Source organism: Shewanella sp. MBTL60-007 (assembly GCF_019654915.1).
Lineage (GTDB): Bacteria > Pseudomonadota > Gammaproteobacteria > Enterobacterales > Shewanellaceae > Shewanella.
Genome location: NZ_BPET01000072.1, coordinates 1 through 25345 on the forward strand (window position 1 = coordinate 1; position 25345 = coordinate 25345).

The window sequence follows — 25345 nt, forward strand, 5'->3', positions numbered from 1 at the left end:
CTCCCTTGTGTTACCGCTCGACTTGCATGTGTTAGGCCTGCCGCCAGCGTTCAATCTGAGCCATGATCAAACTCTTCAATTAAAGTTTTGATGGTCCGAAGACCTGCTCAATGAATTATACTGTTTTTCATCAACCTTAAGGCTAATGAAGTTTACATATTGCTATGGTCACTCAGTGGTTCATCGAGAAAATTTTGATTACATCTAAGATGTAATTTCGATTAACTCAACACCTGTGAGTGTCCACACAGATTTGCTTGTCATATTGTTAAAGAGCGTTGCCTACTTGGCGTTCTTACGAACCGCTTCAAGTGGCTAGGGCTGCGTATTCTACACTTCCCGTTGTTGGCGTCAAGCGTTTATTTTAAGAAGTTTTTCAAGCGGTGATTTCTTAATCAGAAGTCGCTACCCGAAGCTCTTAAAGCGGTTGTCACCAGAGTTTAGTTTCCGGAGAAGTTAAACTCTCACCTCTATTCTTTTTCATAAAGATATAAAGAGATGCTGATTTAGCTGCAAGTCCCGTTCTATCTAGCGTTTACGACTATTTCTAATCTCTAAACATTAGTCTAGTTGGCCTGCTGTGCCGTGTCAGTGGATGCGCATTATAGGGAGATTTAAGACGAGCGCAAGGGGCTTAATAAATAAAATTAGAATATTCGAATCAAATGAACATCCTTTGCACGATACGCTGTTTTAAACAGCACACCAGCCGCTTTAATAGCCAGACTTGATAAAGATACAGGTCATCAGCTAGCGGCTCTTTAGAATAACTCCGCTCCAAAGTGAAGCTCTTAGAGATTGAGCTAAAATACCTTAAAACAAAAATGCCCCTACTGATGGGGCATTTTTATCCGATTGACTCGTACATATATAAGTAAAACTATAAGTAAGAGTCAGTCTTTACTCTCACTTAGTGAGAGGCTAGGCCTGACTCGCAAGATAAGCCGGCACATCAGCAATCGAATCTAATACGACGGTTGCCGCAGCAATCGCGTCATCGGTAACAGACTTACCCGTTCTGACAAGAATGCGTATAGGTACGCCCGCCGCCTGAGCCGCTAACATGTCGTCACGCTTATCGCCCACCATGACCGATTTAGAAAGATCAATTTTTAAGAACTTAGCTGCCGAATTAAGCATGCCTGGTTTTGGTTTACGACAGTCACAATCGACTTTGTATTCGCCAATGCCTTTTTCTGCATGATGTGGGCAGTAATATATGCCATCAAGTTCAACACCTTTATCGACAAAGTTCCAATCCATCCACTCAGTTAACGAATGAAACTGATCTTCACTATACATTCCTCGAGCAATGCCAGACTGATTAGTCACAACGGCAAGCATATAACCCATATCTTTAAGGGCCGCACATGCATCAAACACACCGTCTATATATTCAAAATCGTCAACCTGGTGTACATAACCGTGGTCTAGATTGATAACGCCATCTCTGTCTAAAAATACCGCTCGATTCACAATACATTCTCTCTTATATGCAATGGCTATTATTATTTCATTCATTACAACAAATTGCACCGTGAACTTGCTATAAAGCATCGAATATCGTGTAATGGATAAAATATACATTAATCATTCGGTCAATATTAACCGTTAAAAATAGCCGCAGTGGGAATAATAAGATGTCTGATCTCTACCAACAAAGACGCGATGAGCTGTTTGCGCAGTTACCAAATAACAGTTTAGCCGTCATTTCAGGCTACCAACAGAAAGTACGTAGCAAAAATATCAAATACCATTTTAGACAAGATAATGACTTTCTCTATTTAACGGGTTTCGATGAGCCCGATGCTGTTGCATTACTGATTAAAGGGGATGTAAACCAATACATCTTATTTTGTCGACCAAAAGACCCCACTCAAGAGGTCAGCTTTGGCGCACGAGCAGGCATCGAAGGTGCCATTGAGAAACACGGTGCAGATAAAGCCTATACCGTTGCCGAATTCGAAGATACGCTGTTACCTCTGCTACAAGATATTGACACTCTCTATATCAATGATGAATTGGGCCGCTTTTCGTCGCAGCTTATTGGCTGGGTAAATTATCAAAGGCATCACTGCTCATTTGACACACCTAAGCAATTCACCTCAATTAAGCCGTTAGCCGAAGTACTGCATGGTATGCGAGTCGTAAAATCCGTTGAGGAGATCGAAAAAGTACGCGCCGCGGTGGCGGCGTCTACCGCAGGGCATAAAGCCGTGATGCAAGCGTGTAAACCCAACGTCAATGAGAGAGAGCTCTCTTCACTATTTGACTTCACTATCGCAAAGTTTGGCTGCAATGACGTTGCCTACCCCAGCATCGTTGCTGGCGGTAACAACGCCTGCTGCTTACATTATGAAGAGAATTGTTGCGAATTATCCAATGGACAGATGCTGCTAATCGATGCGGGTGGCGAATTTGAACATTACGCTGCTGATATTACCCGAAGTTACCCTGTTAATGGTCGATTCTCGTCGGAACAAAAAGCCATCTACCAATTAGTGCTCAATGCTCTCGATCAGGCCATAGCAAAAGTACGTCCTGGGGCACCATGGAACACGCTTTACGAAACCTGCATGCAGGTGATGGCCGAGGGGCTTAAGGAGCTTGGATTGTTAAGCGGAAGCATTGATGAAATCATGGCTACAGAAAGCTATAAACGCTTTACTGTTCATAAAACTGGCCACTGGCTAGGCATGGATGTTCATGATGTAGGCCCATACCATGACCAAGACGGTAACTGGCGTACACTAGAAGTTGGCATGGTGTTCACCATCGAGCCGGGGATCTATTTTCCAAAAGATGCACTCGACATTCCTGAAGCTTATCGTGGCATGGGGATCCGTATCGAAGATGATATCTTAGTCACTGAGTCGGGCTTTGAGAACCTGTCAGTCGATGTGCCTAGAACAATACAAGAGATTGAAGACTGGATGGCAGCTTAACACTCCCGCCATACAAACTAGAGATAAGTGTATATTGGCCTTATCTCTACTAAATATGCTGTTAGAACGGTTATTCCCATATCAAGTATTTCTGCTAGCTCAATGTACTACACTAAAAGAAGTAGTTGTGACCAGCGAATACCGTTCCCATGCAAACTCACAAATCAGCTTCCGAAGCACACGCTCCTATTTCAACCATAGATAGCCCCTTGGCACGTAAAATAGGCTTACCTCTGCTCACGCTTTATGGATTGGGTACCATGCTCGGTGCTGGGATCTACGTATTAGTGGGTAAAGTGGCTGCCTTTGCCGGAATGCTCGCCCCGCTCTCCTTTATTGTTGCTGCTATTATCGCCTATGTCACGGCGCTAAGTTACTGTGAGCTGGTATCTCGCTTTCCTCAAAGTGCTGGCGAAGCCTGTTATGTAGAGCAGGGGTTCCACCGTCGTTATTACGGCATCATTGTTGGTTACCTAGTGGTGTTTACTGGCATAGTGTCATCAGCAACACTCATAAATGGTTTCGTCGGCTATTTATCTCACTTCATCGAGATCCCACGGCACATCAGCATATCTGTCATGCTGCTGTTACTCGGGCTTATCGCGATATGGGGAATTGCCGAATCACTCTGGCTCGCGGCCGTGTTAACCGTCATAGAAGTATTCGGACTATTACTGGTCATTACCATTGCAGGCAGCGCGCTGCCCTCGTCCTTAGATCTGCAACAAGCTTTTATACCTGAAAGTACACTCTTACTCGGCGGAGTATTCAGCGGCGCATTTCTCGCTTTCTATGCTTTTATCGGTTTCGAAGATATGGTCAACATTGTTGAAGAAGTTAAGTCTCCAAGCAAAACCATGCCAAGGGGAATCATATTGGCATTTATCAGCGCCAGCTTACTCTATGTGATGGTGGCATTAGTCGCGGTTTTCTCTCTTCCATTAAATCAATTATCCGCCTCAGATGCGCCACTTAAAGATATTCTTATCCCACACCATCCCATGGCGGGAACCTTAATCAGTGTCATCAGCCTATTTGCCATTCTGAACGGCATATTGGTACAAATTATCATGGCTGCACGAGTACTATATGGCATGGCTCACCAAGAACGCGCGCCAGCTTTTTTAGCTAAGGTAAACAGCAAGACAAAGACACCGATCATCGCCACCATCATCATTACCGCAATTGTTTGTTTTTTCGCACTTTGGCTACCCCTTGTCACTCTGGCCAAAACCACCAGCTTTATTATTCTGATTATTTTCGCTTTAGTTAATCTGTCACTTTGGCGTGTCCAGCGCCAAACGGCTGAAGAGGAGCTAAACAGTAAGGCAAAAGACAAGATTGGAGATAAGGTAGAAAAACGAAATGGCTGGCCGATTACTGGCGCTTTGCTGTGCCTTTTCCTACTTGGGGTGCAAATTTTTAACTACCTTTTCAATTAATATGAAGCTAATACAGACGAAATTGGTGAAGCATGACTTCTGTCTCACATTCTCAACACTGCATCTAGGCAAAGGCTTTTCCCTATAACCTTCTCCCTTTGAACTCTTCATTAAGGGATAGTGTCTAAAAGTTGGACTTAGCCCAATCGCTGAGTTCATCAATTGGGTTAGGGAATCCTAAAGCATAGACAAACCGATTCTCACTATCTTCAAACACATTGGTATTCACTGCCAGCAAAACAAAACCATCATCTAACAAGGCACTGGCATCCTGACTGCATTCTGTTTCGACTATCTTTGTAATTTTAAGCAGCACTTCTTGAGCGCTATCCATTGTAAGTTTGTCCATGCTAATCCTTTTACTCTTAAGCTAAAAACTGAGTCAATAATCATTGTAGAGTAAACCAACTAAAGTGACGTTAATCTATCAATAGCCTATCCCACCGTCCATTTTTCATACTGGCTAACAATCTGACCACTACCTCGGCCTTGGTGCAGCATAAGTCTCCCTTAAAAATGGGCTCTCATTTGCTGGTTATCACCTCGCAAACTACAATCAAAAGGAATCGGGTTTAATCAGCCCAATAAGCTAAAATTGCGAGCCTTACCCACCAGCTAGATGGAGTCGATAATGGATACTGACTACTTAATTGTCGGTAGTGGTATATCCGCATTAGTGTTCGCCGCTCTGAGTGCAAAATCGGGCCGTAAAGTGCTGCTCCTAGAGGCACATCAATATCCCGGTGGTTTTGGGCACACCTTTCCTATGGGCAAGCACTACAAATTTAATGCCCAGCTTCACTATGTATGGAATTGTGGTGAAGGAGAAACGGTCAATCAAGTTCTCAAGAAGCTACAACTCGATAAAAAGGTCACATTCGAGTCATTCGACCCACAAGGTTTCGATCATATGCGCATGCCTGGGTATCAACTCGATATTCCCTATGATTCAGAATTACTGCTCACCCGCCTAGAGTCCCTGTTTCCTAGGCATACCAAGCAATGCCGTGCCTTTTTTGATGAGGTAAAACGAACAGCCGATGGGCTAACCGTGCTATCCGGTGACGAACGCTTTAAAAATATCTTCAAAAATCTAGAAAAAGCCGCAACTGCATATAGAAACATCAGATTTACTCTGCAGCAGGTATTTGACAAACATAAGCTGCCATTGGAGGCGCAAACTCTACTCGCACTTCAGTGGCCCGATTTTCTACTTCCACCAAATCAGTTGTCATTTTGCGCTTGGGTATTGCTTTTTACCGGGTATCAGAGAGGAGCCTATTATCCTACTCATCATTTTGAGCATGTGATCAACTCATTAGTCGACACCATAAAAGATAATGGCGGTAAGATCCTGTACCAAACCCAAGTAGACAAATTCATTCTAGAAGATAATCGCGTTGTGGCTGTAGAAGCCACAGATCTAACGACTAATGAAACCATACGTTACTCGGCAAAATGCACCATCTGTAATATGGATCCAAAAAAAGCCGCCCATCTCATCGGCATAGAGAAGTTCTCTTTAAAGCTAAGAAGCCAACTTAACTATGACTATTCTGCATCTAACTTTATGGCCTACTGCTCAGTTAAAGACATTAATTTAGCGGACTACGGCTTTGGTAAGTGGAACATTTTCCACACCAGTCACCTTGACCTTAATCAAGCCTTTGACGCCATGTATCATAATCATGATTACTCTGCTCCTAGTTTCGCTATGTCCACTCCTGACTTTTTAACGCAAGACACATCGGATAGGCCCGAGGGATATCAGATTATCGAGTTTGTCACCGTTGCCGATTATCAATACTTTAAAGACTTAAAGGCACGTGATCCTAGAGCCTATAGACAGAAAAAACGAGCGATATTCAACTCGATAGTCAGTACGGTTGAGGAGCATTACGTGCCAAACTTCAAGGACTACCTATCCTATAAGAGCACGGGTAGCCCAACCACAAATGAAGACTTCTGCTGGTGTCCAGAAGGCAACTCATACGGCTCAGCAATGACGCCAAGCAATTTCAACCTATGGCGATTAAATCATAATAGCTCTTTAAAAGGGTTTTACTTCTGTAACGCATCATCTGGATATGCAGGTTTTGCAGGCACATTTTGGACAGGAGCTAAGCTGTATCAGCACCTCAGCGGTGAGCGCATCCTTTGAGTTAATTGGCTTTGCAAAAAATCATGGGGAGGACGGGATGAAGTTTGCGATCATCGGAGGCGGCGCTAGTGGCATGATAACCGCCTACTACCTGAGTAAACAGGGCCACACTGTGAACGTATTTGAGAAACAAGCCATGCTAGGCGGCCACATACGCACGGTAAACAAAAACATAAAAATCCCCAACCTCCCGCAAGATATCACTCTAGAAGGCGGTGTCGTTGAGTTTTCCAGTAACTTTAAACATTTCATATCCCTGATGGATGAACTCAACGTCAATCTCGAACCTCTGGACGTTGGGTCAGCACTCTTTAAGCGCAATAAGAAACGTTTTCTTTCCCCCTCGGTGATAACGGGCAATATAAAAGGCTTGGCACTTATCGTTGAGTTTTTCAAACTCACTTATGTTTATCTCTCTGCAAATTGGTTATTGCTGCAGCTCTATCTCAAGCCCTCATCATCTCTTAGAGATAAGCCTTTTGCGGATTACGTCAGCAAACATCAGGTGAAGAACACTTGGTTAAAGCTATTTACTATGTATTGCTTCTCAATCCCCTACAAAACCATCACCAAGGTGCCTGCAGAGTTAGCCTTTAATATTTTCCGGCGCTATTTTTGGGCTGACTGGAAACGAGTAGATGGCGGGGTCTACAGCTATATAGAAAAAATAGAGCGTTGCTTAAAGGGCAAGGTCATTCTTAATGCGAATATAAAAGCAGTGTTCCGATCCGATAGCGGCGTCACACTGCAATTTGCCGATGGTAGCAGTGAGCATTTCGACAAACTCGTTTTAGCCGTTCCACCAGATCAGGTATTGCGCTTAATATCGGCGCCATCGGTTTCAGAAGTAAAGTGCTTCTCCCCCTGGAAGGCTAATTTTGCCAAAACAGTACTGCATCGAGATCCGCTAATTTACCCCCGCTTTGGTATAAGCCAACCATCGGAGTTTGATTTCTTTCAGACCCAAGCAGGATGGGGCTACAACGCGTGCTTAACCCGGATCTGTAATCTACCGCCAAAGTCACAATACAGCTTGGCCTACAACATTGATAGCTTGATCGCAGAACAAAATATCCTGCAAACATTTGAGCACCACACGCCGTTCTATAGCGTCGATGCGTTTCAATATCGCCGCAACATTATCGACACTAATGGCGATAACCACACCTACCATGTTGGTGCCTATCTCTATGACGGTCTACACGAGGGTGCAGTGTTGTCGGCCAAGAAAGTGGCTGAACTAGTTAGAAAGTTAGAAAGTACAATCCACTAACTGACACGACTCAATTATCAATAAAAGCTCCCATCAAATAAAAACCACCGACCTAAGTCGATGGTTTTTATTTACTCATACTTGAGCTGGTTGATAGCTTTGCACTGATATTTTAAAAGCTAAACTAAATCTAACTAAATCTATCAATTCGATAGGGGCTTAAATCAATATCAGCCTGTTTACCTAACACCTCTTGCGTGAGTAACTTAGCAGTAATCGCTGACCAAGTGAGCCCTAGATGCTGATGACCAAATGAGAAAAATACGTTAGATTGTTTTTGACTTCGTCCCAATACAGGCAGGCTATCTGGCATTGAAGGCCTAAAGCCCATCCAACGCTCACCGTCCTCAACGGATGCATCAGCAAATAGCTCAGGTAGAAGTGCTTTAGCATGAGGAAACAAACAATCCGCCCTCGCCTCAACTAAAGGCGCCTTTAGCCCACCGAACTCAACGGTGCCCGCTAATCGTGTCCCCTCCAGCATTGGGGTGATGATGAACTTGCGGTTATAGGACGCGACGGGTCGAGACAAGCGACTTCGCTGCGGCATCATCAAATGATAGCCTCGCTCTGTTTCTAACGGCACCGAATAGCCTAACTGCTTTGCAAAAGGCTTCGACCAAGCACCAGAGGCAATAATCAAACGTTCGGTAGTATAGCTACTGGCATTTGTTTCTAACCTGATATTCGAATCTGTATTGGAGCTATTAATCTTCACTAACTCTTCGGTAACAACCTTGCCTCCCAACTGTTTAAATTTGGCTTCTAGCGCCAAACATAAACGATAGGGATCTTCAGTATGGCCCACATGAGTAAAGTACAAAGCATTAGTGATATTTGTACTTAACGAAGGTTCTAACGCTCTGACTTCATCAGCACTCAATAACTGAACTTCTACCCCAGCATCAGCATAAGCACGATACTCTTTATGCACTTCTGGCTCTGGCGTGCCTTCAAACACCAGCAAGCTGCCGTTCAAAGTCAGCAGCTCTTTACAATTACAAAACTCAGCTAAAGACTTCATCGCTGCGATTGAATCTTGGTTAAGGGCTTTAATCGCTCGACTATTATGGCTTCTACGTGAAGGCAACATATTGTGTAAGAAGCGCATAAACCAAGGTAACGCCTTAAAAAAGTACCTAGGTTGAATACGAAACGGCCCTAGCGGATCCATCAACATACCTGGCAGCTTTGGTAACATGGCGGGATCCGCTAAAGGAAACACTTGCTCGGTGGCAAAATGACCAGCATTGCCCTTTGACGCTCCTGCTCCTACGCCTTCTTTATCGACAATGGTTACGTCAAAGCCTGCGCGCTGTAGCTCTATCGCCGCAGCTAAACCGACGATACCAGCTCCAACTACGGTCAAGGTGCCTGGATGGGTATTCGTGCTCATTATATTTTCTCCACTCAACTCTTTTTACCCAATTAACGCAACATAAACCCATCTTGAAACACATCATCGGGATCGATAAAGAACTGATGCTTGCCTGTTATATAGGAGCGACCCGAAACCTCGGGGATCACCGTCTGTTTCCCATGAAACTCCGACACAGCCGAGGCACTAACAATCATTCTGCCATCGACAATACTTTCTATCATCAGTGGCGTGTTTAACTCAACCTCGCCCTTGGCATGTAAAAGAGCCACTCTGCCAGCGACACCTGTTCCCGTTGGTGAACGATCCACCTCACCATCGGCAAAAATACACACATGACGAGAGTGAGCTTCAGGATTTGTCACTTTTTTAGAGGTAAAAATAGTGCCATACAGAAAACTTAAGTCTTCCTCAAGGGGATGCACTAATGGGTGAGTCGCCATTACCGCATGTTTGATCCTACGTCCAATATCAATCAGCTGCGCGACATTATCTTGCCCACAACTAATGCCATGTGCATCGGCATCGACATAGGCGTAATAGGCGCCGCCAAAACCGATATCATAGTTCACCAGACCAAAGCCCTCGACAGTCACGCTACAATCGAGAGCTTCCGCCCAAGAGTCCACATTTTTGAAACTTGCATGAATGTTCCCCTGCGGATCACGGTAGGCCTTGGCCGTGATCAAGCCAGCGGGAGCATCGATTTTGATGATACGGGACTCTTGACCTAAATCGATCGTTCCTGTTTGGCACATCACCTTAACTAAAGCCAAAATACCATGGCCACACATACTGCTATAACCTTCGTTATGTAAAAACAGTACGCCAAAATCTGCATCAGCAGTGACAGGTTCTGTGATAAGCGCACCATACATATCCGCATGCCCCCTTGGCTCATGCATCAGCAGTTTTCTGTATGTATCGAGGTTTTGCTGCACATATTGACGCTTTTCTAATATGGTCGAGCCTTTGATCTCTGGATATCCTGAAATAATTATTCTTAACGGCTCCCCTTCTGTGTGAGCATCAATGGTGACAAAATCCTTGAAACTGCTCGATAAATTAGGGGTTATTGTGATCGACTGCATATTTTCATTGCTCCAGAGTTAATATTTGGATACTGTATACAATAATTCTTGTGGTTTTAGTAGTATTTATTTAGATACATTCTCTAAACAAAAGAGTTTCAATTTAAACATGTGAGTATACAATATACCAATAGACATCTAACTCCAAACGCTACACAGCAGTAACAGTGAGTTAATATGAAAGTGAATTGGCAAGGTGTTTTTCCAGCAATCTCAACACAGTTTAGTGAAGATGCTTCAATTAACTGCGAAGCAAATGTTCGTATGTTAGAAGACCTATTAAGAGATGGTATTAACGGAATCATTGCTTTAGGCACGGTCGGTGAAAATGAGTCTTTAACCACTGAAGAAAAGCACGAATTCATCAAGCACACAGTAAAAACCGTAAATAGCCGATTAAGTCATTGCTGATGCACTAGAAACTCGAATTGAGCTAGACAAAATATAACAACGATTAATAAAAAGTCTGATCTCCAAATACGTTGGCGGCTTAACTAAAATTAGCGGCTAACGTAGATCAGGATAACAATGGAGTGTTTTACATGCTGAAAGGCACATTTTTTTGTGTTGATGCCCACACCTGTGGCAATCCGGTTAGATTGGTCACTAGCGGCCACCCTCACCTGCTTGGCGAAACCATGAGTGAGAAGCGCCAACATTTCCTAAATGAGTACGACTGGATCCGCAAAGCATTAATGTTTGAGCCTCGTGGCCACGACATGATGTCAGGCGCCTTCCTTTATCCCCCTTGCTCTGACAACGCCGACGCCTCAATCCTATTTATCGAAACCAGTGGCTGTTTGCCTATGTGTGGTCACGGTACCATAGGTACAATTACTGCGGCCATTGAGTCGGGTCTGTTGACCGCAAAGACCCCAGGTCGCCTCATCATCGACGTTCCTGCAGGACAAATTACCATCGATTATCAGCAGACGGGTCAGAAAGTTGATTGGGTCAAAATTTATAATGTCGCGGCTTACCTCGCACATCGCGATAAAATTCTTGATATTCCAGGACTGGGAACATTAAAAGTCGATGTGTCCTATGGTGGTAACTATTACGTTATTGTCGATCCGCAAGAGAACTTTCCCGGACTTCGTCACTGGAGCGCAGGAGACATCCTAAAGTGGAGTCCAATTGTTCGCGAAGTCGCCCAGCAGCAACTCACTTGTGTTCACCCAGATGATCCTACAGTTAGTGGCATCAGCCATGTACTTTGGACTGGGGACACCATCAGCGATGGTTCCGATGGCGCCAACGCCGTTTTCTATGGCGATAAAGCCATCGACCGCTCTCCTTGCGGCACAGGCACCAGCGCTCGTCTTGCCCAGTTATTTACCAAAGGCTTACTCAGTGTTGGCGATGAATACACCCATGAAAGCATTATCGGCAGCCAGTTTGTCGGCCGCATCGAAGCTGAAACCACAGTTGGTGAGCATAGAGCGATTATGCCAAGTATCAAGGGCTGGGCCAGAATCATCGGCAAAAACGCGATTACAGTAGATGATAGCGACCCTTATGCCTTCGGCTTCCAAGTAGTGTAACCCTATAAATTTCTAATTGAGCTTTAAAACTCAGGAGCAAACATGACAGATTCAAATCAAGTTGCGATTTCTGGCCAACACTTTATCAATGGTGCGTGGACGAACGAGTCAACAGACTTTAACAGTACAAACCCAGTGACAAACGAAGCACTCTCGTTTCGCTTCGCTAACGCCGATAAAAGTATCGTTGCCAGTGCAACAGCTGCAGCTAAACAGGCTTTTGTTCAATACCGCAGCCTAGCGCCAACGCGTCGCGCCGAATTTTTAGAAGCGATTGCAGATGAAATCCAAACGGATATTGCCGCAATTACCGAAACAGCCCATTTAGAAACAGGTTTACCTATGGCGCGCCTACAGGGCGAGACTGGGCGTACATGTGGCCAACTGCGTTTATTTGCTGGCAACTTAAGAACCCCTATCGATAGCCGCTACGTGGATCTCGCTAATCCAGAAAGACAACCACTGCCAAAGCCAGATACCAGACTAACAACACTGCCACTAGGCCCCGTCGCCGTGTTTGGTGCATCGAACTTCCCGCTTGCATTCTCAACTGCTGGCGGCGACACAGCATCGGCACTCGCCGCTGGCTGTACTATTGTGGTTAAAGGCCACCCTGCACACGCAGCCACCAGCGAGTTGGTGAGCCGTGCAATCGAGCGCGCTGCTGTTAAGTGTGATATGCCAAACGGCGTATTTAACCTAGTACAAGGTTTCGCGCCTGAAGTATCGACAGCGTTAGTCACCGATCCTGCGATAAAAGCGGTTGGCTTTACAGGCTCACTTAAAGTTGGCCGCATCTTATCTGATCTATGTGCAGCACGCGCAGAACCTATCCCATTTTATGGTGAGCTTGGTTCAATCAACCCTCAGTTTATCTTAAATAGTATCTTAGAAGCACAAGCTGAAAGTCTTGCATCTACTCAGGTACAGTCAATGTTAATGGGCCACGGTCAGTTTTGTACTAGCCCGGGTGTTATCGTTGCCGTCAAAGGTGAAGCATTAAACCGCTACAAGGCTACACTGGCACAAGAGATCGCCTCTCAAAGCGCTGCAAGCATGCTTACCGCTGGCATCGCCAACACATACCAAGCCCAGATTGAAGCCCTACTGGCAGACCCAAAAATCGAGCTTATCGCTCAAGGAGAGTCCTCGCCAGCTAGCCACTTTACCCGCCCTACGGCACTTAAAGTGACGGCTGCAGACTTTATCGCTTCCAATGCCATTCAGCAGGAAGTGTTTGGTCCATGTGCGGTATTGGTAGAGTGTGATGATAGCGCACAGATGCAATCCATTGCCGAGCAGCTTGAAGGACAGTTAACAGCGACGGTACATGGCCTAGAGGCAGAACTTGTTGAAAATACAACCCTAATTGAAGCAGTAGCGTTTAATGTAGGCCGTTTAATTTTCAATCAGATGCCTACAGGTGTTGAGGTATGTCACTCAATGAATCACGGTGGCCCATATCCAGCTAGCACCGACAGCCGCACCACCTCTGTTGGCTCAGCTGCAATGGCGCGTTTTGAGCGTCCAATCTGCTATCAAAATATGCCACAAGCGTTACTTCCTGCGCGTGTTCAAGAAGGAAATGCAGGCGTAAAGACTTTCTAAAGCGGTCAAAATATGAAGGGGAACTATCGGTTCCCCTTTCATTATATTGACATAAGCGGTACCCTAGGACGGATCAACTTGTATAAATAACAAAAAAATCGGGAACTATGAGCAGAACAACACCTATCGTCCATAAAACTCGCACACAAATTGTGGTTGAGGTGCTTAGGGAAAAAATCCTTTCCGGTGAAATTGCCGCTGGCAAACCTTTACGTCAAAGCGCTTTAGCTGATGAGTTAAATGTTAGCAGAATTCCAGTAAGAGAAGCCTTACTGCAATTAGAGGCCGAAGGCTTAGTTAAATTTGAAGCCCATAAAGGCGCCACAGCGACACTGTTATCTGCTGAACATGTCACCGAACTTTTTGAATTACGAGCACTGATAGAAGGCGACTTACTTGCTAAGTCAATACCGAATTTAAGTGAAGAAGACCTTAATCAAGCTGAGCATATTCTTGAAGAGATGGACACAGCCTTCCAAGATGAAGACCAAGTCGAAAATTGGAGCGGATTAAACGCGCAATTCCATACTTGTCTTTATAGTGCGGCAAACCGCCCTCATACACTTGAAGTTGTTCAAGGCCTCAACACTAGCTGCGACCGATATATTCGCTTACAGCTATTTTTAGCAAGCGGTGTGCCTAAAGCTCAACAAGATCATCGTGAACTACTTGAATACTGTAAGAAGAAAGATATTGAGAAGGCCGTTGAATTATTACGCTCACATATCTTACATGCAGCTGAAGCGATTCGCGTATTAGTTAGTCAACAAGACGACTAGCTCACTGTTTGATTAGCATAATCCTTGCTAAGCTTCACTTATACAGATCCCATAAGGCAGAGCTAAGGTTCTGCCTTTTTAATCTATAGAGAATACCTAGATGCAGTACGCCACTATTACTGGTTGGGGAAAGTGTGTTCCGCCTGCCACCCTAACAAACCATGATCTTGCAACATTTATCGACACCTCAGATGAGTGGATTAAACCACGCACAGGTATTAGTCAAAGACATATCAGCCATGTTGATACGTCAGCACTAGCCTCTGTTGCCGCCAAGCGTGCACTGGCCGCCGCTGGGATCGATGGTAGCGAGCTAGATATGATTATTCTCGCCACTGCAACACCCGATACCCTAATTCCAAATATCGCTTCAACAGTACAAGCTGAAGTGGGCGCAACATGCGCGGCGTTCGATATCAATGCTGCATGTAGCGGTTTTTTATACGGCCTAGGCCTAGGTAGCTCACAGATCAGAAGTGGTCAGTGTAAAAAAGTGCTAGTGATTGGTGCCGAACGCCTATCATTTTTCCTCGATTGGTCTCGCCGTGACACTGCCGTATTATTCGGTGACGGTGCTGGTGCCGTTGTACTTGAAGCCACTGATGAAGCTATTGGTGTATTAGGCTACGAGCTTAATAACGATCCCGATGGCCGCGATATTTTAAAGGCTGGCTTTGGTACTGCGATGGACAGATTTGAAGCATCATCTTTGGATTTCTACATCGAATTTAATGGTCAAGAGATCTTCAAGCGCGCGATTGCTGGCATGGGTAAACTCAGCACAAAAGTGGTTGAGAAGTGCGGCATCGATAAAGATGAGATCGATTGGGTTATTCCTCATCAGGCAAACGAGCGTATTATCGATACGCTTATTAACCGCATGAAGATCCCGAAAGAAAAAGCGGTCGTTAACATTGCTAACTACGGTAACACCTCTGCAGCAACGATCCCGATTGCAATTTGTGATGCCCTAGAGCAAGGTAAGATCCAGCCTAACCAAACCATTTTGTCTTGTGCGTTTGGCGCAGGCCTAACTTCTGCTGCGGCATTGATCAAATGGGGTGACAGAGTCACACCAATCAATACTAGCGATGCAGAGCTACCACCTTGCGATAAGACAGGTATTGAGCTAGTCGCTAAAGCAGTTAAGCATTTCTGCGGCTAAGCTAATCCTTACTCATTGGCTATAGTCATTGTCAGTAGATAGAAAAAACACCGAACCCAGTTCGGTGTTTTTTATGAGTCTTTGGTGCAAGACTATGATGCAAAGCTAGGACGGTAAATCCAATTCGTCCCAGTAAACTGCCGCTGAAAAGTGGCTACCAATTCGATCGTTAAGCTTACTAAAGCTAGACAAAGCCACCTCTTCACCGCTTAAGCAATGCCAGACAAAGCGGTGGCAGTTGTTATCGAATAAGTCATACTCCCGATAATTAAATATAGACTGCTTAGCCCTATCAAGCACTTGCTCGCCAATTAAGGCTTGGTGCCGGTGATTACAGGCCTGATAGATCCGACTTCCTGTACGCCCTGCCAAAAAACGCTCAACAGATACAGCTCGCACTAAACCGCTACCATGAAGCTCCACCAGCGTATTATCGCCTACCCAGATCCCTGTGTGCTCAATCACACCAAATACGAAACAACAGACAATGCCACCAGGTTCAGGCAAGACCATCTTATTCTCCGTTTTCCACAAGCTTGGAGCAAGCTCTGCCGATTGTCCCTGGCGATGCTCTGTGTTTGCTCTTCCTTGCCGACGCTTTAACGCAATAGACTTTTGCTTCTCTCGCTCTTCGGCAACAATTGCGGCTCCTACGGCCGCCGCACCTAACCAAATTAACGGAAATGCCATCTGTTCTTCCTATTGTCCCACTGAACTCAAATCAAGCTAACTATAGGATAATATAGGGAATGCCTTTCAGCCCATGAAGCATTAAAGTGTAACGAACCCTTTCTCCAGATGAGCAATTCTAGGAGTTCCCCCATTTTACGCGAGTAAAATTAGCTTATAAAAACCTCGTAACCCTAACTAAAATGCGCCCTAACACATTGAATAACCCCTTTTAATACACTACCTTAAATATTAGTGGTTCTATAAGGGAGTAATAAATGAAAGGGATTATCTTTGCAGAGTTTCTAGAGCTAGTAGAGAATACTTTCGGGCTTGATGTCTGCCAGAAAATGTTAGACGAGAATAAAAATGACGGGGCCTACACCAGTGTTGGAACTTATGATCATAAAGATTTAATCAAGCTCATTATCAGTTTAAGTAAATTAACTGGAATATCGGTTGAAGAGCTACAACGGATCTATGGTCAATCCGTCTTTAATACCTTATATAACAGCTTGCCAGGCCTCGAGGGTAAGGCTGACTCCACCTTTAGTTTTATTGAAAGTGTCGAAGAGTACATTCATGTTGAAGTGAAAAAGCTCTACCCTAATGCCAACCCACCCAGCTTTGACTTTATCTCTACCAGCAAGACACAACTGATTATGGACTACCAGTCTGCTCGCTGCATGTCACATGTGTGCCTCGGGCTCATTCAAGGCTGCGCTGAGCACTTTGGTGAAAATATCAATATTGAAATGGAGCCTATTACTGCCGATGAGTCTCAAGTTCGGTTTACTATCACTTGCCTAGAATAGCTTGAGTGTGATTTATGCCTAATGATGAGTTCAATAGATTAGCTGAAAAAGTTAACTTACTTTCTCGGAAAATTGAGCGAGAAAAGGCCGCTAAAAAAGCGGCCGAAAAACTGCTCGAAGAAAAAAGTCGTGAGCTTTATACGGCTAAACAGCTTGTTGAAGACTCTTTAATGAATATAAAAGAGAAGTCTGAGCAGGATATCGCCCTGTTTCACTTTAAGAGCTATCTAGAGTCTATCCTGCTTGATTTCAACCAGCTGTTTTTACAAAAGCCGATTTCAGATCTATTACTACAAAGACTACTCGATGACCTCATTGGCATAGATGAAATTAAAGCCTGTAAAATCAGCTTTAATGCACTCACATCCGAAAAAAAATCCAAGACCTTTTACGCTGGTAACAGACTGTTATTCCAATCTCAAGTCAAAGCCGACTCTGCACTCTGCTGGAGTGAAGACCACCAACAGCTCAACATTATTATCAATGCCGAAGCTAACATTTTAGGGGGATTAACCTTAGTCATAGACGCCCCTCGCTCATGGCAACATACAATTGAAAAACAGCTGCTACTGTTCTGTGAAATGATAAGCGCCGCGCATAAACGCCAACAGCTACTCGCGAAAACCATAGAGGAGAAGCAACGCGCCGAGAGCTCTGAACGTTCCACCAGAGACTTCGTTGCCATGATTAACCATGAACTTAGAACACCGTTAAACGGACTGTTAGGCTCAGCAGAGTTAATGAGCGACACTCACTTAACACCGCATCAGCGGCAACTGTTAAACACCATGCACCAATCCGGTGAGCTGTTACGCGTGATCATCAATGACCTGCTGGATTTGAGTAAGATGAATGCGGGAATGCTACAAATAGTGGAAATAGACTTCTCTCCTAAACAAGTTTGTACCATGATTTACGATATTTTTAAGCAAAGAGCCGCAGAGTTTGGGCTTAGCTTTGCGTTTAACTATCACACGGAGCTACCTGAGAAGTTGCTCGGCGATCCCGATAGAATTAAGCAGTTATTTGTCAACCTTATCGGCAACTCCATTAAATTTACTCAGTCAGGGAAAATCACCGTAGATATAAAGTGGCAAAATGGCCAATTCTGCTTTTCGGTAACAGATACGGGGTGTGGGATCCCTGCCGAAAAAATTGATACCTTGTTTGACCCTTTTACTCAAGTAAATAACTCGAGCAATCGCGCTTACGAGGGAACCGGCCTTGGGCTAGCAATCTGTAAACACTTAGTCGATGAGATGCAAGGTGAGCTGACGCTAAGCTCTGAACTTGGCAAAGGGACACAATTTAACATTCGACTGCCATTAAAGCTTGCAGCCACCAGCCAAAAGCCAAACCATACTACCGAAGTCGATATTGCAATCGATGCAATGACAGTGCTCGTTGTGGAAGACAGCCCTGTCAACCAAGTCTTAATAGAGATGATCTTAGCAAAATTTAATATCAAGCCAGCCATTGTGAATAACGGTCTAGAAGCGATAAAGTATCTTGACTCTCATGAGGTTGATGTTGTTTTTATGGACTGTCGCATGCCTGTAGTCGATGGATTTGAAGCCACTAAACGATTGCGAAACAGCGGCTACAACAAACCTATTATCGCCTTAACGGCAAGCACGACCTCCATAGAAACTGAGCAGTGTTATCTATGCGGCATGAATGGCATTATTAATAAGCCATACCAGAAACAAGAGATTAAAAATGTCCTGATAGAATGGTGGGCAAAGCTCAAATAAAGTCACTAATGCTGTACAGAGTTAACCCAATAAGTCGAACAAACTCAACTCATCATTGCCCGCAATCCCTGCCATCTGCGCCAATAGCAGTTCGCCGCAAGCAAGCGCATCAACGGCAGCATTATGGGCTGCGTATACAGGTAAGCCATAACGACGACGACAGGCGTCAAGCCTTAAGGTACCCTCCTTAATCACATCGTGCTGCCTGAGTAAGCGCTTTTTCTCTACCGCCATGGTATCGATTGCCACAAACTGTATTGTCTGGCCGTAACAACGTTGAATTTCAGCCTTTAAAAAACAAAGATCTAACGGCGCATGATGAGCCACGAGCACATGTCCCTTAGTCTGCTCTAAAAACCACGCCATGGCCTGCTTGGCGCTCACCGCTTTTGCTAATTGATTATCAAGGATCCCATGGATAATGGCGCTGTCGCCTACGCTACCATCGATACTCACGAGCAGGTGCTGAGACTTCGCAACTTGCAGTAAACCGTTATGAATTGGAATGAGGCCGATACTCAAAATCTGATCGAATTGAGGATCTAAGCCTGTCATCTCAAGATCCACTGCCATCAAGGGCAACTGCGACAACGGCTTAGAGATTTGCGGGACTAACGCTCGATTATAATCACTAATAACCACATCTTTGCAAAGTAAGGCATTAAGCTGCAATCGTGTCTTTAAATACAAATTTCTCAAATGAGCTCTCTCAATTTTACAGCCTCAACCGACTCCATTTAGCACAGTCAACGAGCTTAATAACTGCGCATCATCTTAAGTTTTAGCCCAACCTGGCCGTCGTGAACCACTTTGAAGGCATCCCGCAATTGGTGACGAACTAAAGAGGAAAGGTTTTGAGGCATAAGATAGTTGGTCACTGGCAGAGACTGAGTATACTGGTAGCCTTGATTTGAAAGGCGCATATGAGCAATAAACTCATGGGCATCGGCAAGGTTGAGCGCATCTTTGCGGTTGATGATGCTTTGGTCCATCAACGCACGTATACGCTTGGCAGTATTGACCTCTTTAATTCCTGCAGATAAGGCATACACCCGTGCGATATCGTTAATCAAGGCGTTGCCTTTATGTTTCAAGTCGATCCCTTTAACTTCGCTGCCGTCACGCTCAAGCACAAACTTTCTAAAAAAACCTAGTGGTGGCGCGCTTGTCAATGAGTTGCCGGTTAAGCCTGCTAGGAAGATATCATTGTCTTTGGTGTTACTCAGTACGGCATCTTGCAGCCCATCAAACAGAGTTTGCGGACCATAAACGCTGCGCATATCAAAGAAAATACTGGCATGCATCAACGCCTTTGGCTCTGGCGTATTAACCCACTTATCGAAAACCTGCTTCCATTTATCCAGAGACATACGCCACTTTGGGTTTTGCGCCATAATGTCGCCAGGACAGTAGATATAGCCGCAGTCATCTAAGCCTTTACACACAGCATGCGACAAGGCTTCAAAGTAACCTTGAGCCGCCTCATCAGGCTCATGGGCGAGTAGCAAGCCGTTATCTTGATCTGAGCAGGCGGCTTGATCTTGCCGACCTTGGGAGCCAAAAGCCAACCAACAAAAAGCCATAGGGGCCTCACCGAGGATCTGCTGATTAAGTACGATTAGACGCCTCGTCAACGCATCGGTTACCGATGTTAACACTCGACCAATCTCTTCGGCTCTGGCATCGGCGCTGATCAAGTTTTGCAGCAGTAGCGGGATCTGCTTACTCACTTGAATTAGGCTTTGCAGATCTTGCTGCCGCTCTATCTCGCCAATAAGCAGTAAAGGTTGAGAGCTCTGGCCCCGCAGTATATCTGTGCTGGTCACCACACCAGTTGTTACGCCATTATCAACCACTGGCAGATGATGAATATTGTGCTCGCTCATTAGCAACATGGCTTCGAACACCAAAGAGTTAGACTCTATCGACACTGGCGTAGTCGTCATAGCCTGATGCACGGGCAAACTTCCATCGAGATTTTCGGCGAGTACACGATTACGCAAATCTTTATCGGTTAAAATGCCAACAAGCTTATTATTGTCAATGACTAAGACTGACGAGACTCTGGATGAGCGCATCAATCGGCTCGCCTCTGCCACACTCGCTTTCATATCTATCGTCAATGGCGAATGGGACATAAGGGTGCTGACTCTGCTCGTCGTTGTGAGTTCCTTTGCCTTAAACCGCCCCTGATGCCGCAACCGCTTAGCAAAAGCTCGGTTAAAGAAACGATCGAACTCGCGACTCTCTTGGCGCAAGAAGTCAAACATATCTGGAGGCAGGTGATAAACCAGCCCATCTTCTAAAATGGCTACGCGGTTACTGGCATCCTCACCAGATAAAAGCGAAGGAAAACCGAAGTAATCACCCTCGCCTAACCTATCGAGTAGTTCACCATTTTTATCACGCACCTCAAATGCACCGCTACGAACGATATAAAGCTGGGGGTTAGCTGGGTCGAGCGGGACAAAACCTGAAGCCTTGCTGTAATAGCCTATAGTTAATGCATGACAACAGCGAGATAATGCATCCCCCTCTAAAGACCCAAACGGCACTCTTTCCTGCAGAAACTGCAAGATGGGCTGTAGTTCACTGGCATCCATTTAGCCACCCCATAATCAAACAATAATAGAGCACTATAGCGTGGTTTTACCGCCTCACTCTATTCGACTAAAGGTCAATACGTTAGCTTTGTCGCGACTCCTCCTGCCAAAAAAAAGAGCGCCTAAGCGCTCTTATTTGTTTCAGTCGTCACTCACTAGTGATCTTGTGCTCCACCCGCCCCTTTAGGGAAACGAATAGATTCAACCATATCGACAACATCTTGTGGCACAGCCGCTGTGACTTTACTTACCGCAAAAGCAACACCAAAGTTAACAACCATTCCCATAAGGCCAATACCCTCAGGTGAAATACCGAATAACCAGTTGTCAGCGGTGTTAGCGCTTGGGTTTACAAACTTAAAGTAAACAATATAAGCGGCACTAAATAGCAGACCAGTCACCATACCCGCAATTGCACCTTCTTTGTTTACCGTCTTAGAGAAGATCCCCATAATAATTGCCGGGAATAGCGACGATGCCGCGAGACCGAATGCAATTGCAACTACCGCAGCAACAAAGCCTGGAGGGTTAATACCGAAGTAGCCCGCCATAACAATACCCGCCGCTGCAGCAATACGTGCATACATAAGCTCCTTCTTATCGGAGATATCTGGCATAAAGTTTTTCTTCAATAAATCATGAGACACTGAGGTTGAAATCACCAACAGCAGGCCTGCTGACGTTGATAGCGCCGCCGCTAAACCACCAGCAGCAACCAATGCAATCACCCATGCAGGAAGGTTGGCAATCTCAGGAGTCGCAAGCACCATGATATCGCGGTCAATTTTCATTTCATTTTCAGCGCCTTTGGCATAGTAAATCTTGCCGTCGTCGTTCTTATCATCCCATGAAATTAGACCGGTCTTCTCCCAGTTTTTAATCCACTCAGGTGCCGTTTCATAAGCTACACCTGTAGACTCTGGACCGTTAATGGTCTCAATCATGTTTACACGAGAGAACGCTGATAGTGCTGGAATAGTGGTGTACATGATGGCAATAAATACCAATGCCCAACCAGCAGATACACGTGCATCTTTCACCTTAGGAACAGTGAAGAAGCGTACAATAACATGTGGTAAACCCGCAGTACCAAACATCAAGGCACCTGTAATAAAGAACACATCAATCATGCTCTTAGAACCTTCGGTGTACTGGGCAAATCCAAGTTCGTTCGATAAGCCGTCGAGTTTATCTAGCAGGTATTCCCCCGTGCCATTACCCGCGGCGTCGACTAATTCGGCACCAAAGCCAATTTGTGGAATGATATGACCCGTCATCATCACTGAGATAAAGATAGCTGGCACCATGAATGCAAAAATAAGCACACAGTACTGTGCAACTTGAGTGTAGGTAATACCTTTCATGCCACCAAGCACGGCATAGAAGAAAACCACTGCCATACCAATATAAACGCCAGTATCAACTTCCACCTCAAGGAATCGTGAGAACACTACGCCCACACCACGCATCTGCCCAGCGATATAGGTGAAACAGATAAAGATGGCACATACAACGGCTACGGTGCGAGCAGCCTGTGAGTAGTAACGATCACCAATAAAGTCAGGCACGGTAAACTTACCAAACTTACGTAGGTATGGCGCCATACACAGTGCTAACAGTACATAACCGCCCGTCCAACCCATTAGGTATACTGAGCCGTCATAACCGACGAAAGAAACGATACCTGCCAACGAAATAAATGAAGCCGCTGACATCCAATCTGCGGCAGTTGCCATGCCATTCATCACAGGAGGCACACCGCCACCCGCAACATAAAATTCTTTAGTAGACCCAGCTCTAGACCAGATCGCGATTCCGATATATAGGGCAAAAGTAAACCCAACAATCAGATAGGTTAATGTTTGTACATCCATCTCATGATTCCTTATATAATGGCTTGGGCTTAATCTTCGTGAACATCGTATTTCTTATCTAATGCGTTCGCCTTAGCGACATAGACAAAAATAAGCGCCACAAACACATACATAGAACCCTGTTGTGCAAACCAGAATCCCAACTTGAAGCCCATGAAATGGATCTCATTGAGCACATCTACTAATAAAATGCCGCAGCCAAATGACACCGCAGCCCATATGGCTAGTAAGCCAAGTACTAGACGCAAATTCTCGCGCCAATATCCCTCTGCCTTCTCGTTGCTTTCAAAACTCATAGTGACTCCCATGTGCTGATTTTTATATTAAGTCATGAGTTAATCTAACAAGCACAGACGGAACAACAATCAAGACCTTAGTCTAACGCCAACGGAAACTTTCAAGCTAGCAACGCAAAAATCAATAATTAACAGATAGTTACAAATTGACGCCAACGTAAACCTTGAGCGTTTTTCAAACAAAGCCTTAGACCAAGGTCGTAATAGAGAAGGCGAGAAATTTGTGTAGCGCGTCGCGAAGTTTGAGATCTGAATTCGGTTGGTTTGAGATTTATGACACTAATACTTGATATTTTTAAGTCAATTAATTTGAGAAAAACTATTCGATGAAATTGAGATAAAGCGTCCTTGATTAAGGCTTTCAGGTAGTTTCTAGTCTATGAAGTTGTTAGGTTGACTAATATCTGGACAGAAGTGCCTTAAAGATGAGGAAATCTATAACAATCAAAAAAATTACACTTAGACCACATATTATAATGACAGATACAGAACCTGAATCAGCAAATATAAAACTCTCAAGAGCAACAACCCAAAACAAGGACGCAACAAGAAAACCAACAAAATTAACAGCTTAGCAACAATGAAAAGATGAGTAGTTACATATTGAAATCTTCTTATTAGTGTGAGAGGGTCGATTTTGCCATGTAATAATGGTGACATAAAACAACTCTATTTAGGAAAGGAAATCCAAATGAAGTTACTATCCACATTATTTTTTACTACTTTTATATTTTCATCTTCTGCATTGGCAATCGATAACTATCATATCGAATGCAAAACCTGTGTAACTAAGGAGCAATTTGTCCAATTTGCTAAAGAAAATGCGATATATAGGGAAACCATATACGTCAATGTAATGAACTTTGAAAACTATGAAATCAAAAAATACCGCGTTTACAAAAACAGAGAAACAGTATGCGACCCTAATGGCAGAGAACCTGATGGCGAAGGTGGTTTTATTCAAGACTGTTGGTTTGAAAATACTTTAACGGCTAACGAAGTAAGCTTAACTAACTCTGAGCTAAACTTATTTACAGATTTAGCAGAAGGCGTTAATGATCTTGAGAAACAGCTTTCACAGAGAACTGTTGAAATCACTGAAGACATACTACCTAGTGCATTCGACATTGTCGCTACACCAAATAATGGAAAAATAGTTATAAGCCACTACGATTCTTTGTCGTACTTTGACAACTCAGTTGCTAGTAAATTCTTAATTGCTTTTGAGGCAATAATTAAAACCGTATCTGTAGGCATATCTTTTAATGCACCAGCCGTAAAGTTTACTTTTTCAGATGACAGTGAGGCTTATGCTGTTTTTGATTTTCTAGATTCTGACGGCGTTGCCCATATGAAATTCGTAAAAGTCATAAGTGAAAATGGGATAGAGGTAGACTTAACAAAAGACAACCCATTTAAGAAAAGTTATGACGTTTCAGGAATGTCACTCACTTCATGGCAATCGCTTTTAACAGCATTTAATGCATATGGTTTAGTAGTTAGGGGAGCTTCAACAAAAATCGTACCTCGTGGAACTATAACGGTAACAGATTGTTCTACCAGCACCGAAACACTTTGCCGCAATCCTCTTTAAGTTTAAATTAAAATAAAAGGTAATTATTATGACATTAAGTCCTACATTGTTTTTTATAGCCGTATTGCCATTTATGATTATAATCGGAGCATTGAGTTACTATCTCGGCAAAAGAAAAACAAACACGCCAATAATAACCACAACCTTGGGAACAATAAGTGGAGTATGCCCACCTTTAGGCCTTATATATCTCATGCTTTTAACCCTTAAAAATGATATTGAAAAATGAATATAAATACTACACCAAGGGTTTCACTTAAATTTAAATGAATAAAAAGTTTACATAAAGCACTGAGCATGGGAATGTTTGGTGCTTTTCATCTAGAAAAATGAAATTCTTTATATCAACACTCT

At 44.2% G+C, this 25345-nt stretch carries 22 protein-coding genes and 1 rRNA gene; 13 read left to right on the forward strand and 10 right to left on the reverse strand.

What is annotated here, in order from left to right:
* Positions 1-82 (reverse strand): 16S ribosomal RNA (locus tag K5Q92_RS21145); the annotation flags it as partial.
* Positions 83-921: 839 nt separating this feature from the next.
* Positions 922-1521, reverse strand: coding sequence for a D-glycero-beta-D-manno-heptose 1,7-bisphosphate 7-phosphatase (gmhB, locus tag K5Q92_RS21150; RefSeq protein ID WP_220770848.1), 600 nt, complete (start codon positions 1519-1521; stop codon positions 922-924).
* 119 nt (positions 1522-1640) lie between these two features.
* Here gmhB and K5Q92_RS21155 point away from each other — a divergent pair, with 119 nt between their 5' ends.
* Together K5Q92_RS21155 and K5Q92_RS21160 are read left to right on the forward strand one after the other, a co-directional pair.
* Entirely contained in the window at positions 1641-2945 is a 1305-nt protein-coding gene (locus K5Q92_RS21155; RefSeq protein WP_220770849.1) for an aminopeptidase P N-terminal domain-containing protein, read from the forward strand.
* Between the two features lie 209 nt (positions 2946-3154).
* Complete coding sequence (locus K5Q92_RS21160) at positions 3155-4387, forward strand: APC family permease (RefSeq protein WP_259649662.1); 1233 nt, start codon at positions 3155-3157, stop codon at positions 4385-4387.
* 124 nt (positions 4388-4511) lie between these two features.
* Here the strand turns inward: K5Q92_RS21160 and K5Q92_RS21165 are convergent, their stop codons facing one another.
* The gene (locus K5Q92_RS21165) at positions 4512-4736 is read right to left on the reverse strand and encodes a hypothetical protein (protein WP_220770851.1); all 225 of its coding nucleotides are present in this window, start codon (positions 4734-4736) and stop codon (positions 4512-4514) included.
* Between the two features lie 282 nt (positions 4737-5018).
* On the opposite strand from K5Q92_RS21165, the gene K5Q92_RS21170 reads away from it, so the two are divergent.
* Positions 5019-6548: an NAD(P)/FAD-dependent oxidoreductase gene (locus K5Q92_RS21170; RefSeq protein WP_220770852.1), complete on the forward strand. Its 1530-nt coding sequence runs from the start codon at positions 5019-5021 to the stop codon at positions 6546-6548.
* 37 nt (positions 6549-6585) lie between these two features.
* Positions 6586-7821, forward strand: coding sequence for an FAD-dependent oxidoreductase (locus K5Q92_RS21175; protein WP_220770853.1), 1236 nt, complete (start codon positions 6586-6588; stop codon positions 7819-7821).
* A gap of 130 nt (positions 7822-7951) precedes the next feature.
* Here the strand turns inward: K5Q92_RS21175 and K5Q92_RS21180 are convergent, their stop codons facing one another.
* A complete protein-coding gene (locus K5Q92_RS21180) occupies positions 7952-9217 on the reverse strand; it encodes an FAD-binding oxidoreductase (protein ID WP_220770854.1) in 1266 nt (421 codons plus the stop codon).
* A gap of 32 nt (positions 9218-9249) precedes the next feature.
* Positions 9250-10290, reverse strand: coding sequence for a proline racemase family protein (locus K5Q92_RS21185; protein ID WP_220770855.1), 1041 nt, complete (start codon positions 10288-10290; stop codon positions 9250-9252).
* A gap of 177 nt (positions 10291-10467) precedes the next feature.
* Here K5Q92_RS21185 and K5Q92_RS21190 point away from each other — a divergent pair, with 177 nt between their 5' ends.
* The 5 genes from K5Q92_RS21190 (at position 10468) to K5Q92_RS21210 (ending at position 15386) form a co-directional block, all read left to right on the forward strand.
* Complete coding sequence (locus tag K5Q92_RS21190; RefSeq protein ID WP_259649663.1) at positions 10468-10701, forward strand: dihydrodipicolinate synthase family protein; 234 nt, start codon at positions 10468-10470, stop codon at positions 10699-10701.
* 131 nt (positions 10702-10832) lie between these two features.
* The gene (locus K5Q92_RS21195; RefSeq protein WP_220770856.1) at positions 10833-11834 is read left to right on the forward strand and encodes a 4-hydroxyproline epimerase; all 1002 of its coding nucleotides are present in this window, start codon (positions 10833-10835) and stop codon (positions 11832-11834) included.
* Positions 11835-11876: 42 nt separating this feature from the next.
* The gene (locus K5Q92_RS21200) at positions 11877-13442 is read left to right on the forward strand and encodes an aldehyde dehydrogenase (NADP(+)) (RefSeq protein ID WP_220770857.1); all 1566 of its coding nucleotides are present in this window, start codon (positions 11877-11879) and stop codon (positions 13440-13442) included.
* A 107-nt stretch (positions 13443-13549) separates the two neighbouring features.
* Positions 13550-14221, forward strand: a complete 672-nt coding sequence (locus K5Q92_RS21205; protein ID WP_220770858.1) for a GntR family transcriptional regulator — start codon at positions 13550-13552, stop codon at positions 14219-14221.
* A 100-nt stretch (positions 14222-14321) separates the two neighbouring features.
* Complete coding sequence (locus K5Q92_RS21210) at positions 14322-15386, forward strand: ketoacyl-ACP synthase III (protein ID WP_220770859.1); 1065 nt, start codon at positions 14322-14324, stop codon at positions 15384-15386.
* A gap of 105 nt (positions 15387-15491) precedes the next feature.
* Here the strand turns inward: K5Q92_RS21210 and K5Q92_RS21215 are convergent, their stop codons facing one another.
* A complete protein-coding gene (locus K5Q92_RS21215) occupies positions 15492-16076 on the reverse strand; it encodes a lecithin retinol acyltransferase family protein (protein WP_220770860.1) in 585 nt (194 codons plus the stop codon).
* Between the two features lie 257 nt (positions 16077-16333).
* On the opposite strand from K5Q92_RS21215, the gene K5Q92_RS21220 reads away from it, so the two are divergent.
* Positions 16334-16870, forward strand: coding sequence for a heme NO-binding domain-containing protein (locus K5Q92_RS21220; protein WP_220770861.1), 537 nt, complete (start codon positions 16334-16336; stop codon positions 16868-16870).
* A gap of 14 nt (positions 16871-16884) precedes the next feature.
* On the forward strand, positions 16885-18624 hold the full coding sequence (locus K5Q92_RS21225; RefSeq protein WP_220770862.1) for an ATP-binding protein: 1740 nt from the start codon (positions 16885-16887) through the stop codon (positions 18622-18624).
* A gap of 21 nt (positions 18625-18645) precedes the next feature.
* On the opposite strand, the gene K5Q92_RS21230 is transcribed toward K5Q92_RS21225, so the two are convergent.
* The 4 genes from K5Q92_RS21230 to K5Q92_RS21245 all read right to left on the reverse strand — a co-directional run bounded on the left by K5Q92_RS21230 (position 18646) and on the right by K5Q92_RS21245 (position 23397).
* Entirely contained in the window at positions 18646-19323 is a 678-nt protein-coding gene (locus K5Q92_RS21230) for an exonuclease domain-containing protein (protein ID WP_220770863.1), read from the reverse strand.
* 56 nt (positions 19324-19379) lie between these two features.
* Entirely contained in the window at positions 19380-21227 is a 1848-nt protein-coding gene (locus K5Q92_RS21235; protein WP_220770864.1) for a DUF294 nucleotidyltransferase-like domain-containing protein, read from the reverse strand.
* 155 nt (positions 21228-21382) lie between these two features.
* Complete coding sequence (locus K5Q92_RS21240) at positions 21383-23101, reverse strand: sodium:solute symporter family protein (RefSeq protein ID WP_220770865.1); 1719 nt, start codon at positions 23099-23101, stop codon at positions 21383-21385.
* Positions 23102-23130: 29 nt separating this feature from the next.
* Positions 23131-23397, reverse strand: a complete 267-nt coding sequence (locus K5Q92_RS21245) for a DUF4212 domain-containing protein (protein ID WP_220770866.1) — start codon at positions 23395-23397, stop codon at positions 23131-23133.
* Between the two features lie 691 nt (positions 23398-24088).
* Between K5Q92_RS21245 and K5Q92_RS21250 the strand changes: the two genes are divergently transcribed.
* Positions 24089-24991, forward strand: coding sequence for a hypothetical protein (locus K5Q92_RS21250; RefSeq protein ID WP_220770867.1), 903 nt, complete (start codon positions 24089-24091; stop codon positions 24989-24991).
* Between the two features lie 28 nt (positions 24992-25019).
* Complete coding sequence (locus tag K5Q92_RS21255) at positions 25020-25220, forward strand: hypothetical protein (RefSeq protein ID WP_220770868.1); 201 nt, start codon at positions 25020-25022, stop codon at positions 25218-25220.
* Positions 25221-25345 lie beyond the last annotated feature (125 nt).